Source organism: Neisseria bergeri, from assembly GCA_003044455.1.
In the GTDB taxonomy this organism is placed as follows: Bacteria; Pseudomonadota; Gammaproteobacteria; order Burkholderiales; family Neisseriaceae; genus Neisseria; species Neisseria bergeri.
The window spans coordinates 1-17100 of the sequence record POWY01000008.1; the positions used below are offsets into that span (position 1 = coordinate 1).

The 17100-nt window shown below is 51.1% G+C and carries 6 protein-coding genes and 1 pseudogene; 3 read left to right on the top strand and 4 right to left on the bottom strand.

What is annotated here, in order from left to right; translation table 11 throughout:
* Nucleotides 1-371: 371 nt before the first annotated feature.
* Nucleotides 372-9248 carry a Hia/Hsf adhesin N-terminal domain-containing protein gene (locus tag DBY86_RS08395; RefSeq protein WP_107819637.1) on the top strand — a complete coding sequence of 2959 codons (8877 nt, stop codon included), beginning with the start codon at nucleotides 372-374 and terminating at the stop codon, nucleotides 9246-9248.
* Between the two features lie 268 nt (nucleotides 9249-9516).
* Here the strand turns inward: DBY86_RS08395 and recA are convergent, their stop codons facing one another.
* Complete coding sequence (gene recA / locus DBY86_RS08400; RefSeq protein ID WP_002223618.1) at nucleotides 9517-10563, bottom strand: recombinase RecA; 1047 nt, start codon at nucleotides 10561-10563, stop codon at nucleotides 9517-9519.
* Between the two features lie 166 nt (nucleotides 10564-10729).
* Nucleotides 10730-12640, bottom strand: a complete 1911-nt coding sequence (locus DBY86_RS08405) for an alpha-amylase family protein (RefSeq protein WP_107819638.1) — start codon at nucleotides 12638-12640, stop codon at nucleotides 10730-10732.
* Between the two features lie 261 nt (nucleotides 12641-12901).
* Here DBY86_RS08405 and aroD point away from each other — a divergent pair, with 261 nt between their 5' ends.
* Both aroD and rep read left to right on the top strand, forming a co-directional pair.
* Nucleotides 12902-13666: a type I 3-dehydroquinate dehydratase gene (aroD, locus tag DBY86_RS08415; protein ID WP_107819640.1), complete on the top strand. Its 765-nt coding sequence runs from the start codon at nucleotides 12902-12904 to the stop codon at nucleotides 13664-13666.
* A 19-nt stretch (nucleotides 13667-13685) separates the two neighbouring features.
* Entirely contained in the window at nucleotides 13686-15701 is a 2016-nt protein-coding gene (gene rep, locus DBY86_RS08420) for a DNA helicase Rep (RefSeq protein WP_107819641.1), read from the top strand.
* A gap of 125 nt (nucleotides 15702-15826) precedes the next feature.
* Here rep and DBY86_RS14155 read toward each other — a convergent pair.
* Both DBY86_RS14155 and dinB read right to left on the bottom strand, forming a co-directional pair.
* Nucleotides 15827-15889: pseudogene (locus DBY86_RS14155) on the bottom strand (transposase); the annotation flags it as partial.
* 66 nt (nucleotides 15890-15955) lie between these two features.
* Nucleotides 15956-17014 carry a DNA polymerase IV gene (gene dinB, locus DBY86_RS08425; protein ID WP_107819642.1) on the bottom strand — a complete coding sequence of 353 codons (1059 nt, stop codon included), beginning with the start codon at nucleotides 17012-17014 and terminating at the stop codon, nucleotides 15956-15958.
* Between the last annotated feature and the right edge of the window lie 86 nt (nucleotides 17015-17100).

The window sequence follows — 17100 nt, forward strand, 5'->3', positions numbered from 1 at the left end:
AAATGATATATTCCAAGCAGAAGCCCCTCAAAGCCCCCGTCATACGCGCCGCACCGACAAGCACCACACCGTCATTCCCGCACAGGCGGGAATCCAGTAACCGAAAAACCACAGGACTTTATCGGAAAAACACACACCCCACCGACCGTCATTCCCGCGCAGGCGGGAATCTAGAACGTAGAATCTAAGAAACCGTTTTACTCGATAAATTTCCGTGCCGAACGGACTAGATTCCCGCGCAGGCGGGAATGACGAGATTTTAAGTTGGGGGAATTTATCAGAAACCCCCAACCCCCAAAAACCGGGCGGATGCCGCACCATCCGCCCCCAAATCCTTTTAACCATTCAAACAAACAGAAAGAAAAAACAAAATGAACAAAATATACCGCATCATTTGGAATAGTGCCCTCAATGCCTGGGTAGTCGTATCCGAGCTCACACGCAACCACACCAAACGCGCCTCCGCAACCGTGGCGACCGCCGTATTGGCGACGCTGCTGTCCGCAACGGCTCTGGCGAGTACGACTGGATCGGAATCTGAACCAAATAAGGAATTTGATCCGAGTACCCCGACTTTTGACGATAAATTTGAAACAGATGATAGCGATAGTAACGAAACTTATAAGTTCGGTTTGGCTGTTGTCGATAAGAATGGGCAGTTAAAAGATGAAGAGTTTGAAAATGCTAATGATGAAGACCAGGGAAAGCGCACCATCTCGGTAGAGCAATCTCAAGGATCGGAGGCTCGCCCCAAGCTGAAAAGCAGCTACCTCTACCTCCGCGAAAACGGCGGAATTGAAATCGACCAAGAAGGACGTTCCGCCAAATTCAAAGTAAAACACGGCGACGGCTTGAAAATCAACGACGACGACGACAAACTCGTTGCCGATACCGTTGAGCTTAAAGTTGAAAACGGCAAAGTAAGCACCCCTAGCACCGGCAACAACAAAAAACTCGTCAACGCCGACAATCTGGCAACCACATTAAACGGCTTAGGCTGGCAGCTTAAAACCACCAACGGTGCTGCCGCAGCCGGCAACGGCACGCCCACGACCGTCAAAAGCGGCGACGAAGTCGAGTTCAAAGGCGAAGGCGGCGTTACCGTAACCAGTTCAACTACCGACGGCAAACACACCGTTACCATCAAAGCCGCCCAAAGCGCAAACAAAGGCGGCGCTTGGAAAATCACCGCCGACAAAGAAGACGGCGGCGAACTTGACCCTGCAAACACTGCACCTACCGAACAAGAAGTCAAGACAGGTGAAAAAGTTACCCTCAAAGCAGGCGACAACCTGAAAATCAAACAAAGCGGCAAAGACTTCACCTACTCGCTGAAAAAAGACCTCTCAGGCTTAACCGGTGTTGCAACCAAAAAATTATCAATTGGCGAAAACGGCGATAAAGTCAATATCGCAAGCGACACCAAAGGCTTGAATTTCGCGAAAGAAACAGCCGGTGCAAACGGCGACACCACGGTTCATCTGAACGGCATTGCTTCGACTTTGACCGATACGTTGTCTAATACTGGAGTGACAACTAATTTAGATGGTAACGGTATTACTGACGACGAGAAAAAACGTGCGGCAAGCGTTAAAGACGTATTAAACGCAGGCTGGAACATTAAAGGCGTTAAACCCGGTACAACAGCTTCTGATAACGTTGATTTCGTCCGCACTTACGACACAGTCGAGTTCTTAAGCGCAGATACGAAAACAACGACTGTCAATGTGGAAAGCAAAGACAACGGCAGGAGAACTGAAGTTAAAATCGGTGCGAAAACCTCTGTTATCGCTGAAAAAGACGGTAAGTTGGTTACTGGCAACGGCGATGAGGGCAAAGGCTTAGTCACTGCAAAAACTGTAATTGACGCTGTGAATAAAAGCGGCTGGAGGGTAAGCGGCGAGGGTACGGCTGCCGAAAACGGTGCAACCGCCGTGAATGCGAGCACTGCTGAAACCGTTACATCCGGCACGAGCGTGAACTTCAAAAACGGCAATGCGACCACAGCAACCGTAAGCAAAGTAACCGAAAATGGCGAGACTAAAATCAACGTCAAATACGATGTAACCACCGGCGACGGCTTGAAAGTTGAGGGCGGAAAAGTTGTTGCAAGTGTTGGCGACGGTTTGAAGCTGGATAACCAAAAAATCGTTGCAGACACGACCAAGCTTACCGTAACAGACGGTAAAGTTACCGCCCCTAATGGCACTAACGGCGATACGAAGAAACTTGTTGATGCAGGCAGTTTGGCTGATGCGTTAAACAAATTAAGCTGGAAAGCGAAAGCTGACAAGGATACCGATGGCGAAGTTGACCCAACAACAGCAACCGAACAAGAAGTCAAAGCAGGCGAAACTGTAACCTTCAAAGCAGGCAAAAACTTGAAAGTGAAACAGTCTGGAAAAGACTTTACTTATTCGCTGAAAGACGAACTTACGGGTTTGACAAGCGTTACTTTGGGTAATACAGCAAATGGCGGAACTGGCGCGAACGGTGCAAGCACTAAAATTGACAAAGACGGCTTAACCATCACGCTGGCGAATGGTGCGGGTGCGACTGATGCAAACAAAATCAGCGTAACCAAAGACGGCATTAGTGCAGGTAATAAAGCCATTACCAACGTTGCAAGCGGTTTGAAAACCTACGGGGACAATCAAGCCAATGCGGCAGGACAAGCAGGCAATACCGTTGCCACCGCCAAAAACGAACTGATTGACTTGAGCCAACCGAATACCGGAGCGGCAGGCACAGGCACGTCCGTAGCCGACACCACAGCCGCAACCGTAGGCGATTTGCGTAAACTTGGCTGGGTGCTTTCGGCTGATAAAACCACGAATGGCACAGGCACCGATACGGCATTCCACGCCGCCGTTAAAAACGCCGAAGAAGTCGAGTTCAAAGGCACAGGCAAAGCCACCGTGTCCGCAAAAACCGAAAACGGCAAACATACCGTAACGATTGATGTTGCAGAAACCAAAATCGAGGCTTCAGACGGCATCGAGAAAACCACTGACGGCAAGATTAAGCTGAAAGTGGACAACACAGATGGAAACAATGTTTTAACTGTTGATGCAACGAAAGGTGCGTCTGTTGCCAAAGGCAAGCTTGAAGTTGTAAGCACCACAGCCAATGGCGACAAGAAAGGTCAGGTAAAAGCGAAAGGTGCAAATGGAACTGATGCTGCTACCGATAAGGACGTGGCAACAGTGAAGGATGTTGCCGATGCTATTAACAAAGCAGAAACTTTCGTAAAAGTAGAAAACACTACTGAAGATATTGAAGATGCAGCAGCCAATGGGGCAGATAATACCGCAGAAGCCCTCAAAGCAGGCGATACCTTGACCTTTAAGGCAGGTAAAAACCTGAAAGTTAAACGTAGTGGAAAAGAAATTACTTTTGACTTGGCGAAAAACCTTGATGTGAAAACCGCGACCGTGAGCGATAAGTTGTCGATTGGTAAAGATACGAACAAAGTTAATGTAACCAGTACGGCTGACGGTTTGACCTTTGCAAAAGAAAATGGAACACCTGTAGCAGGAAGTGGTGCGCCTGATACGAGAATTTATTTAAATGGTATTGCGACGACTTTAACTGAGCCAAGTGCAGGAGCGAAGTCTTCACACGTTGATTTAAATGTGGATGCAGCGAAAAAATCTCACGCGGCAAGCATTGAAGATGTGTTGCGTGCAGGTTGGAATATTCAAGGCAATGGCAATAATGTTGATTATGTGGCGACGTATGACACAGTAAACTTTACTGATGATGGTCAAGGAACAACGACAGTAACTGTAACCCAAAAAGATAATGGTAAAGGTGCTGAAGTTAAAATCGGTGCGAAAACTTCTGTTATCAAAGACCACAACGGCAAACTGTTTACAGGCAAAGACCTGAAAGATGCGAATAATGGTGCAACCGTTAGTGAAGATGATGGCAAAGACACCGGCAACGGCTTGGTTACTGCAAAAGCCGTGATTGATGCCGTAAACAAGAGCGGTTGGAGGATTAAAACAACCGCTGCCAATGGTCAGGCTGGTCAAGCCGGAGATAATTTTGAAACCGTTACATCAGGCACAAATGTAACCTTTGATAATGGCAATGGTACAACTGCATCAGTAACTAAAGATACTAGCGGCAATGGTATTACTGTTAAGTACGATGTAAATGTCGGCGACGGCTTGAAAGTGGATACTGCTACTAAAAAAATCGTTGCAGATACGACCACGCTTACTGTGAATGGAGCGGCTGCAACTGGTGCTGTTGATAACACAACTCCGAAAGGTAAAGTCAAAGAGATTACTTCTGAAAACGACAAGAAAAAACTGGTTAAAGCAGGCGATTTGGTAACTGCCTTAAACAGCCTAAGCTGGACGGCGACTGCTGGTGCAGAAGACGGTGGTGAAAAAGAGGGTAACGCAACCGAACAAGAAGTCAAAGCTGGCGACAAAGTAACCTTTAAAGCGGGCGGCAACCTGAAAATCAAACAAAGCGGCAAAGACTTCACCTACTCGCTGAAAAAAGAGCTGAAAGACCTGACCAGCATTGAGCTTAAAGGTACAGCGAATAGCGGTAAAAACGGTGCAAGCACCAAGATTGACCAAAACGGCTTAACCATCACTCCAGCAGCTAATGGTGCGGGCGGCACAGGTGCGCATAACGCAAACACCATCAGCGTAACCAAAGATGGCATTAGCGTCGGCGGTAAAACCGTTAAGAATGTTACAAGCGGTTTAAATGCTTATGGCGATACGAATAATCCGAATTTCAATACTACCGCTAATTCTGCAACCGATTTGGAGAGACAGCTTGATACTACTGGTGCTTATACCGGTTTATTGAATCTAAATGAAAAAGGTGCGAATAAACAGCCGTTGGTGGCTGACAGCACCGCCGCAACCGTAGGCGATTTGCGTAAATTGGGTTGGGTATTGTCTAGCAAAAACGGTACGATGAATGAGACAAGCCAACAAGTCAAACAGGCGGATGAAGTGTTGTTTGAAGGCAAAGGCGGTGCGAAGGTTACTTCCAAATCTAACAACGGCAAACACACCATTACCATTGATGTGGCAGAAACCAAAGTTGGCGATGGTCTTGAGAAAGATAACGACGGCAAGATTAAAGTGAAAGCTAAAGATGGTGCTGACAACTTATTGACTGTGGATGCTAATGGTGCGTCTGTTGCCAAAGGTAGCTTTGAAACTGTTAAGACTGATGCGCCTAACGCTGGTACAACTGCTGACACAAATCGCGGTAAAGTGGTTGTTAAGGCTTCAAATGGTACTGATGCAACCGACGACGACAAGAAAAAAGTGGCGACTGTCGGCGACGTTGCGGAGGCTATCAACAGTGCGGCAACCTTTGTGAAAGTGGAAAGCACAGAAGATGAAATTGAGGACAATCAACCAGCTGATAATGCAGACCAAGCCCTTAAAGCAGGCGACACTTTAACCTTAAAAGCGGGTAAAAACTTAAAGGTTAAACGTGATGGTAAAAATGTAACCTTCGCTTTAGCAAAAGACCTTGATGTGAAAACCGCGAAAGTGAGTGATACTTTAACGATTGGCGGTAATATACCTACAGATGGCGGTGCTGCAACACCAAAAGTGAATATCACTAGCACTGCAGGTGGTTTGAACTTTGAGAATGCAATTGCCGACGCTACAGGTTCTAAAAATGTTTATTTGAAAGGTATTGCGACGACTTTAACTGAGCCAAGTGCAGGAGCGAAGTCTTCACACGTTGATTTAAATGTGGATGCAGCGAAAAAATCCAATGCAGCAAGTATCGAAGATGTGTTGCGTGCAGGTTGGAATATTAAAGGTGCTAAGACTGTAGGTGGTGCTGTTCAGAATGTTGATTTTGTTTCGACTTACGACACCGTTGAATTTGCCAGCGGCACAAACGCAAATGTGAGCGTTACGACTGATGATCACAAAAAAACAACCGTCCGTGTGGATGTAACGGGCTTGCCGGTCCAATATGTTACGGAAGACGACAAAACCGTTGTGAAAGTGGGCAATAAGTATTACGAAGCCAAAGATGACGGTTCGGCGGATATGAATAAACAAGTCGAAAATGGCAAGCTGGCGACAACCAAAGTGAAATTGGTATCGGCAAGCGGTAAAGATCCGGTGAAAATCAGCAATGTTGCGGACGGCACGGAAGATACCGATGCGGTCAGCTTTAAGCAGTTGAAAGCCTTGAAAGACCAAAAGGTTACTTTAACTGCGAGCAATGCTTATGCCAATGGCGGTGCAGATACCGACGACGGCAAGGCAACTCAAACTTTAAGTAATGGTTTGAATTTTAAATTTAAATCCGCAGACCGCGAGTTGTTGAAAATTAGCGCGGCCGGCGACACAGTTACCTTTACGCCGAAAAAAGGTTCTGTTCAGGTTGGCGATGATGGTAAGGCTTCAATTTCAAAAGATGCAAATATAACCGACGGTTTGGTTGAAGCTTCCGAATTGGTTGAGAGCCTGAACAAACTGGGTTGGAAAGTCGGCGTTGAGAAAGACGGCACGGGAGCGATCGATGGCACGCATACCGATACTTTAGTGAAGTCGGGCGATAAAGTAACTTTGAAAGCCGGCGACAATCTGAAAGTCAAACAAGACGGCACAAACTTCACTTACACGCTCAAAGATGAATTGACGGGCGTGAAGAGCGTGGAGTTTAAAGACACGGCGAATGGTGCAAACGGTGCAAGCACGAAGATTACCAAAGACGGCTTGACCTTTACGCCGGCAACCGGCGCGAATGGTGCGGCGGCGACTGATGCCGACAAGATTAAAGTGGCTTCAGACGGCATCAGCGCGGGTAATAAAGCGGTTAAAAACGTTGTGAGCGGACTGAAAAAATTTGGTGATGGTCATACGTTGGCAAATGGTACTATTGCAGATTTTGAAAAGCATAATGATACAGCCTATAAAGGCTTGACCAATTTGGATGAAAAAGGCGAAAACAAGCAACTGGCTGTTGCCGACAATACCGCCGCAACCGTGGGCGATTTGCGCGGCTTGGGCTGGGTCATTTCTGCGGACAAAACCACAGGCGGCTCAAAGGAATATCACGATCAGGTGCGGAATGCGAACGAAGTGAAATTCAAGAGCGGCAATGGTATCAATGTGTCCGGTAAAACATTGGATAACGGTACGCGTGAAATTACCTTTGAATTGGCTAAAGGCGAAGTGGTTAAATCGAATGAATTTACCGTCAAAGAAACCAATGGCAAGGAAACGAGCTTGGTTAAAGTTGGCGATAAGTATTACAGCAAAGAGGATATTGACTTAACAACTGGTAAGCCAATTGATGGTAAAGCTGAGAAATATAAAGTTGAAAACGGCAAAATTGTTTCTGCTGACGGCAAGAATACCGAAGTTACCCTAACCAACAAAGGTTCCGGTTATGTTACAGGTAACCAAGTGGCAGATGCGATTGCGAAATCAGGCTTTGAGCTTGGTTTGGCTGACGCGGCAGAAGCTGAAAAAGCCTTTGCGGAAGACAAGCAATTATCTAAAGATAAGGCGGAAACCGTAAATGCCAACGATAAAGTCCGTTTTGCCGACGGTAAAAATACCAAAGTGAGCGCGGCAACGGTGGAAAGCACCGATGCAAACGGCGAAAAAGTAACCACAACCTTTGTGAAAACCGATGTGGAATTGCCTTTAACGCAAATCTACAATACCGATGCAAACGGTAAGAAAATCACTAAAGTTGTCGCAAATGGTCAAACTAAATGGTATGAACTGAAAGATGACGGTTCGACTGATATGGACAAAGAAGTTACCCTCGGCAACGTGGATTCAGACGGCAAGAAAGTTGTGAAAGACAACGATAAATGGTATCACGCCAAAGCTGACGGTACTGCGGATACATCAACACAAGCGGTTGATGATTCAAAAGTTTCCACCGATGAAAAACACGTTGTCAGCCTTGATCCGAACAATCAATCGAACGGTAAGGGCGTGGTCATTGACAATGTGGCTAATGGCGATATTTCGCCAAATAGCAAACAGGCGGTAAACGGCAGCCAGATTTTCGCATTGACCGGCAACAAAACACCGAATATCACGAGTATCACGGTAGATAAGGATGGTAAAACGGTAAACGTCGGCACGGTCGGAAACGCGAACGATACCAACAAAACGTATCACAACGTCGTGGTGGGCGAAGACGGTAAAACCCCGTTATTGACCACTTATAATGTGGAAGGCAGAAAAGAAGTCATCACCAATTCGGTGGTCGAAGCCATCTACAATATGAATGAGCAAGGGATTAAGTTCTTCCACTCCAACGACGGCAAAGCGACTAGCAGAATCGAACGAAGCAATGAAATCGATTCCAGCGCAAGCGGCAAATACGCGACGGCAATCGGCGCGAAAGCCGATGCGGCAGGCACTAATGCCATTGCCTTCGGCTACGGCTCAAAAGCCTTGCGCGATAACACGGTGGCGATTGGTACGGGCAACGTTGTGAATGCGGAAAAATCCGGCGCATTCGGCGATCCGAACTACATCGAAGATGGTGCAAGCGGCAGCTACGCTTTCGGTAACGATAACCGTATTACTTCTAAAAACACGTTTGTGTTGGGTAATGGGGTTAATGCGAAATATAAAGCCAATGGCGAACTTGATACTGAAACCGCAACCGTTAAGGACAAAGACGGTCAAGAGACTACCGTTACCGTTCCTAAAGCGTTAGGGGCTACAGTTGAAAACTCTGTTTATCTGGGTAATAAATCGACCGCGACAAAAAATCCGGGCAGCAACCTGAAATCCGACGGCACGGCGGGTAATACCACAACCGCCGGCGCGACGGGTACGGTAAACGGCTTTGCCGGCGCGACGGCGCACGGTGCGGTTTCTGTCGGCGCGAGCGGCGAAGAAAGACGTATCCAAAACGTTGCGGCAGGCGAAATTTCCGCCACTTCCACCGATGCGATTAACGGCAGCCAGCTGTATGCGGCAACCAAAGGCATCGCCGATCAGGCCGTCGGTATGGTCAGGGCGTTGAAACGCGAATTGGAAGGCGTTGCCGCCGGTGCGAATGCCGCAGCCGCCTTGCCGCAATCGTACCTGCCCGGAAAATCGATGATTTCCGCCGCAACGGGCGCATACGGTTCGACAGGCGCACTCGCCGTCGGCTACTCCAGCATCAGCGACAACGGCAAATGGGTGGTCAAAGGCCAGCTCAACGTCAATACCCGAAGCAAAGCCGGCGGCGGTGTCGGCGTGGGCTATATCTGGTAACAACCCCGAAGTGTTGAAAAATGCCGTCTGAAAGGCTTCAGACGGCATTTTTATTGCCCCGTCCGATGGTTCGCAACGGGAAAACCGTATCGCATAACGGGCGGATGTGTATTTCAGAGGGCGCGGGACCAGTGTGCAGGGTAAGGCGTAGCAACTGTATTTTTCACCCCGTCGGGCAAAAATACCAAAACTCAAGTCAAGCCGTTCGGAGGCGGCTCAAAAAAACGGTACTTCGCAACAGAAGTACCGTTTATCGGGATTTCAGGTTTTATTCTTCGGGACGTTCGCCGTCGGTTTCGTCCTGCGTCCCTTCGGTGATGTGCATTTCTACGCCGTTGAGTGCGCGGATTTTTGCGTCGATTTCGTCGGCAATTTCGGGGTTTTCTTTCAGCCAGACGCGGACGTTGTCTTTGCCCTGACCGATTTTCGCGCCGTTGTAGCTGTACCACGCACCGGATTTGTTGATGATGTCGTTTTTCACGCCGATGTCGATCAATTCGCCTTCCCAACTGATGCCTTCTCCGTAGAGGATGTCAAACTCTGCCTGACGGAACGGTGGGGCGACTTTGTTTTTGATGACTTTGACGCGGGTTTCGTTGCCCAATACTTCTTCGCCTTTTTTGATGGATCCGGTGCGGCGGATGTCGAGGCGGACGGAGGAGTAGAATTTCAGCGCGTTGCCGCCGGTGGTGGTTTCGGGGCTGCCGAACATTACGCCGATCTTCATACGGATTTGGTTGATGAATACAACCAGCGTGTTGGTTTTTTTGATGTGCCCGGTCAGTTTGCGCAAAGCCTGGCTCATCAGCCGCGCCTGCAGTCCGACATGGCTGTCCCCCATATCGCCTTCGATTTCGGCTTTGGGGACGAGTGCGGCTACGGAATCGACGACTACCATATCTATGCCGCCCGAACGGACGAGCGTGTCGCAGATTTCCAATGCCTGTTCGCCGGTATCGGGCTGGGACAGGTAAAGCTCTTCGACTTTTACGCCGAGTTTGCGGGCGTAAACGGGATCGAAGGCGTGTTCGGCATCGACAAAGGCGCACACGCCGCCGTTTTTCTGGCATTGGGCGACGGCTTCGAGGCAGAGTGTGGTTTTGCCGGAGGATTCGGGGCCGAAGATTTCGACGATGCGCCCGCGCGGCAGGCCGCCGACTCCGAGGGCGAGGTCTAATCCGAGCGATCCGGTGGAAATGACTTCGAGGTTTTCTTCCTGCTGGCTGCCGTCCATTTTCATGATGGCGCCTTTGCCGAAACTTTTTTCGATTTGCGCCAAGGCGGCGGCAAGGGCTTTGCTTTTGTCGTCTGACATTGGGGTTACTCCGGAACAAATGCGGTATATGGGATGCGGCGCAACACGGGCTGCGGCGCGGAATGTGATGGGCGGCTATTATCGCATGTTTCCCTTTTGGGGACTACCGTCCGCTTCGGCACAAATGCCGTCTGAAACGGTTCAGACGGCATTCGGGAAGCGTGCGTCAGGCGATTTCGAGCCACATGACCTGATAGGGCTGAAGCGTCAAATCCTGATTCAAGCTGACAGTTTTGCCGCCGATGAGGTCGTGCGCCTTGAAAGGCATGGCTTGCAGGGTATGCGCGGTAACGGTTTGCGGATATTCGCTGAAGTTGCCGAATGCCAAAAGCGCGTTGTTGCGGATGTAGCCGATGATGTGTTTGTTGTTGGTGTTGAAAGTAACCAGCCTGCCGCCGTCGAAGCGCGGATTGCTTTGGCGGACGGCAATCATATGGCGCAAGCCCTGATAGATTTGCCCGGCTGCGGTCGACGGATCGTTGCGTTGCGCGTACAGGGCTTCGTTGTAGCGCGGACGGTGCGCCCAACGGCTGTCGTCGCTTTTGTTGCCGTCTTGCGCCCAGCCGTCGTCGTTGGGCGTGCCGACTTCGTCGCCGAGGTAAATCAGGGGCAGCCCGCCGGTACTCAATGCGATGCTGTACAAAAGTTTGATGCGGCTGACGGCGTGGGGGTCATTTTGAGCCAAGCCTGCCAATGCGGCGGACGTACCGCTGACGCGGCAGTCGCCCGTGTTGGGGTTGTATTGGAAGGGTACGCCGCGCGCGAAGCTGCCGTCGAAACGGTTGACGAAGAAGCGGTTGAGGAATTGGCGGTGATCGTAGCCGCTTATGCCCAGATATGCCGCATCTTCATCGGCAAACGTCCAGCCGATGTCGTCGTGGCTGCGGACGTAGTTGACCCAGGAGGTATGCTCGGGCAGGTTGTGGCGGTAGGTCAGCGCCTGATGGAGCAGGTTGACTTCGCGCGTGGCAAGGGTGTTCCACAACAATGCCATTTGCAGGGGGTTGTAGCCGATTTGGCATTCGTCCTGCCCGATATATTGGACGACTTGGTCGGGGTGGACGATGGCTTCGGATTTGAAGAACACGGCGGGCGCGGCGATACGCATAACGGCATTGAACGCGCGGATGAGGGCGTGCGCCTGCGGCAGGTTTTCGCAGCTTGTACCCATTTGTTTCCAAATAAAGGCAACCGCATCCATACGCAAGATGTCAACGCCCAAGTTGGCAAGGAACAGCATTTCGCCCGCCATTGCGCGGAATACCCACGGGTTGCTGTAATTCAAGTCCCATTGGAAGGAATTGAACGTCGTCCACACCCAGCGTCCGTCTTCCAGTTGCGAGAAGCCGCCCGGGTGCTGGTCGGGGAAGATTTCGCGCAGGGTGCGGTCGTATTGGTCGGGCATCCGGCGGTCGGGGAAAATATAGTAGAAATTGTCGAAAAGCGGGTCGCCGGCGGCGCAGCGTTGCGCCCATTCGTGTTCGTTGGAGGTGTGGTTGAAGATGAAATCGACGACGGCGGAAATACCGGCTTCGTGCAGCGCGGCAATGACTTCGCGCAAGTCGTCTATTGTGCCCAGTGCCGGATTGACATCGCGGTAGCTGCTGACCGCATAGCCGCCGTCGCTTTTGCCTTCAGGGCATTTAAACAGCGGCATCAGGTGCAGATAAGTCAAACCAAGCTCTTGAAAATAAGGGATTTTGTCTTTCAAGCCCTTCAAATCGCCGGCGAACAAATCAACGTAGCACACGCCGCCGACTTGTTTGTTGGACAAAATCCAATCGGGGTTGTTTTCGCGTTCGATGTCAATGTTTTTCAGGGACGCGCTGCGTTGGGAATAGCTCTGCCATGCCTGCGCCAGCAGCATTTCCAGCATAGGCAGCAGGGCTTCGTTGTTGCCGTACACGCTGTCGAGTTCGTTCATCAATTTGGGGAAATGCGTATCCATGCGGCGCGAAAACTGCCGCCAGTCTTCGGATTTTTCGATGCCGGCGCGCTGTTCGGGCGTGTAGATGTCCAAGATGCGCGTTTTGAGGTGCTGTAAAATCAAACCGACTTGCTGCGTGGGGGTCAACATAATGCCTGCTCCGATTCTGAAGTTTCCGACCGGCGGTCTGCCGCCGTATCCTGCAAATGCCGTGTAGGGCGTGTCGTGCAATCATACTGCAAGAACTGCGGACTGACTAGAAAAGACAGGGCTTGTGCCAAGTCTGCATTCCGATATGCGGATGCTGCTTGATTCATATCAAGCCGGCCGCACAGAAATGCCGTCTGAAACATTGCCTGTGCCTTTGCTATAATTGCGTCTTTACCGTTCCCTTCAGCCGCAACAACCGCCATGCACACCAGCCTTACCGTCAAAAATACCGTTATCGGAAGCGGACGCACCAAAATCACCGTGCCGCTTGTCGCCCGCGATGCCGCCGTACTTTCCGCCGTACTTGACCAAATCAAAAACCTGCCCTTCGACATCGTCGAGTTCCGCGCCGATTTTTTGGAATGCGCGGGCAGCATCGGCGAAGTATTGCACCACACGCAGACCGTCCGTGACGCGCTGCCCGACAAACCGCTGCTGTTTACGTTCAGACGGCATGGCGAAGGCGGCTCGTTCCCGTGTTCGGACGATTATTATTTTAAACTGCTCGACGCGCTGATCGAAAGTCGCCTGCCCGACATTATCGATATCGAGCTGTTTTCCGGCGAAACCGCCGTCCGGCGCGCTGTGGCGAATGCTCAAAAAAACGGCATCGCCGCCCTGCTCTGCAATCATGAGTTTCACCGCACGCCGCCGCAAGAAGAAATCGTATGCCGTCTGAAACAGATGGAGGACTGCGGCGCGGACATCTGCAAAATTGCGGTGATGCCGCAAAGCGCGGAAGATGTGCTGACTTTGCTTTCTGCCACGCTCAAAGCGAAACAGCTTGTCGCCAAACCGATTGTTACGATGTCGATGGGGCAAAAGGGGGCGGTCAGCCGCCTTGCCGGACAAACGTTCGGCTCAAGCATCACATTCGGTTCGGGAACGCAAAACTCCGCGCCGGGGCAAATCGGCGTATCCGCCCTCCGTGCGGCACTCGACTGCCTCGAAAACGGAGCAGACTGATTTCAGACAGCATCAAAACATGATGAAACTCAATCCCCAACAGCTCGAAGCCGTCCGTTACCTCGGCGGCCCACTGCTCGTCCTTGCCGGTGCAGGCAGCGGCAAAACCGGCGTAATTACTCAAAAAATCAAGCATTTGATTGTCAATGTCGGCTATCTGCCGCATACCGTCGCCGCAATTACCTTTACCAACAAAGCCGCTGCGGAAATGCAGGAGCGCGTCGCCAAAATGCTGCACAAATCGCAAACGCGCGGGCTGACAATTTGCACGTTCCATTCTTTGGGCATGAAGATTTTGCGCGAAGAGGCGAACCATATCGGTTACAAAAAAAACTTCTCCATTCTCGATTCTACCGACAGCGCGAAAATCATCGGCGAACTCTTAGGCGGTACGGGCAAAGAAGCCGTATTCAAGGCGCAGCACCAGATTTCCTTGTGGAAAAACGATTTAAAAACGCCTGAAGATGTCGTTCAGACGGCATCGAACATTTGGGAACAACAAACCGCACGCGTGTATGCGAGCTATCAGGAAACCTTACAAAGCTATCAGGCAGTGGACTTCGATGACTTAATCCGCCTGCCTGCCGTGCTGTTGCAGCAAAACAGCGAGGTGCGCAACAAATGGCAGCGGCGGCTGCGTTATCTGTTGGTTGACGAATGCCAAGATACGAATACCTGCCAATTTGTGCTGATGAAGCTCTTGACCGGTGCGGAAGGGATGTTTACCGCCGTCGGCGACGACGACCAGTCCATCTACGCGTGGCGCGGCGCGAATATGGAAAACCTGCGCAAAATGCAAGAAAACTATCCGCAGATGAAAGTCGTCAAACTGGAGCAAAACTACCGTTCCACGGCGCGGATTCTCAAAATCGCCAACAAAGTCATCGAAAACAACCCCAAGCTGTTTACCAAAAAACTTTGGTCGCAATTGGGCGAAGGCGAGCCGGTCAAAGTCGTTGCCTGCCAAAACGAGCAGCACGAAGCCGACTGGGTCGTCAGCCAAATCATCAAACAAAAACTCATCGGCGGCGACAAAACCCAATATGCCGATTTCGCCGTGTTATACCGGGGAAAGCATCAGGCGAGGATTTTCGAGGAAGCATTGCGCGGCGCGCGCATCCCCTACCGGCTCTCCGGCGGACAAAGCTTTTTCGACAAAGCCGAAATCAAAGACGTGTTGTCTTATGTGCGGCTGCTTGCCAACCCCAACGACGATCCCGCCTTTCTGCGTGCCGTTACCACGCCCAAACGCGGCATCGGCGATGTAACGCTGGGCAAGCTCAACACTTACGCGCACGAACACGAATGCAGCCTGTATGAAGCCGCGCAAAACGAAGAAGCCCTTGCCACGCTGAACAATACCAACCGCCAACACCTGCAAGCCTTTATGGATATGTTCGGCAGTTACCGCGCCAAAGCCGAAACCGGCGAAGCGGGCGAGTTCATCAACAACCTGCTCAAAGAAATCGATTACGAAAACCATTTGATGCAAAACGAGGAAGGCAAAGCCGGCGAAATCAAATGGCGCAACGTCGGCGATTTGGTATCGTGGTTCGCACGAAAAGGCGGACAGGACGGCAAAAACATCATCGAACTCGCCCAAACCGTCGCCTTGATGACGCTTTTGGACGGAAAAGACGAGGAGGAAGCCGATGCCGTCTCGCTGTCCACGCTACACGCCGCCAAAGGTTTGGAGTATCCGTATGTTTTCCTTGTCGGTTGCGAAGAAGGTGTTTTGCCGCACAACGACAGCATCGAAGAAGGCAACGTCGAAGAAGAACGCCGCCTGATGTACGTCGGCATTACCCGCGCCAAACGCCAACTCACGCTGACCCACTGCGTCAAACGCAAAAAACAAGGCACATGGCAGTTCCCCGAACCCAGCCGATTCATAGACGAAATGCCGCAGGAAGATTTGAAAATCCTGGGGCGCAAAGGCGGCGAACCGATTGTGAGCAAGGAAGAAGGCAGGCGCAACCTTGCCGACATAATCGGAAGGCTCGACAGCATGAAAAAAGGTAATCCGTCGGATTAAACCAAGACAGTGAAACGAAGCCGGAGACAATGTATAGTGGATTAACAAAAAACAGTACGGCGTTGCCTCGCCTTAGCTCAAAGAGAACGATTCTCTAAGGTGCTGAAGCACCAAGTGAATCGGTTCCGTACTATTTGTACTGTCTGCGGCTTCGTCGCCTTGTCCTGATTTAAATTTAACCCACTATAAAGCAGCCATGCCGTCTGAAAACCGTTCAGACGGCATGTTTTTTTTCGACGGCGTGGTAAATCGGTTTACGCCCACAAGCCCTGCTGCTGGTTTTTCGGCACAAGATGTCCCACGCCGATACCGATGAGGCGGAACGCGTCTTCCGTCTGCGGCGGGACGCGCGCCATCAACATTTGCGCCGCCTGAAGCAGGGAGGCGCAGTCGGGCAGTACGGAGGAATAAGTCAGCGTGCGCGTGATGATGCGGAAATCGTAGGTCTTCAGCTTGAGCGTTACGCTTTGGGCTTCGACGTTTTTGCGCGTGATTTGCCGCCACAGGTCTTCGGCAAGATGGGGCAGGTGTCCGGCAGCCTGCTCTAGCGGCAGGTCTTCGGGCAGGGTGATTTCTGTGGAGATTTGGAGGCGTTCGCGTTCGGCTTTGACGGGGCGTTCGTCCGTACCGCGCGCCAAATCATAGAGGCGGTAGCCGTAGCGTCCGAAATGGTTTAAGAGCTCGCCGCGCTCGAAACGGCGCAAGTCGCCCGCCGTCTGCATACCCAGCGACTGCATTTTTTTCAGCGTTACCTTGCCCACTCCGGGGATTTTGCCCAAAGGCAGGGTTTCCAAAAATGCCATGACTTTGTGCGGCGGCAACACAAACTGCCCGTTCGGTTTGCGCCAGTCCGACGCGATTTTCGCCAGAAATTTGTTCGGCGCGATGCCTGCGGATGCGGTCAAACCCGTTTCCGCAAAAATGGCGGCGCGGATTTCTTTGGCAACTTCGCTGGCGTAAGGGATGTTTTTGAAATTACGGGTAACGTCAAGATAGGCTTCGTCCAGCGACAGGGGTTCGATTAAATCGGTATAACGCCTGAATACGGCGTGAATCTGCGCGGAAACCTGACGGTACAAGTCGAAATGCGGCGGCACATACACCGCTTGCGGACACAGCCTTTTCGCCGTTGCCACCGACATCGCGGAATGCAGCCCGAACTGCCGTGCCTCATACGATGCGGCGCAAATTACCGAACGCGCGCCCTCCCACGCGACGACCACCGGCCGCCCTTTCAAATGCGGCTGCTCGCGCAGTTCCACCGATGCGTAGAACGCGTCCATGTCGATATGGATGATTTTGCGTGAAGGCATATGTCTATACATAATATAATGCATCCATTCGATAAAGCAAAGCCCCGAAGTGGCAGCTTCGGGGGCTTATCGGATAGAAAGGAGGC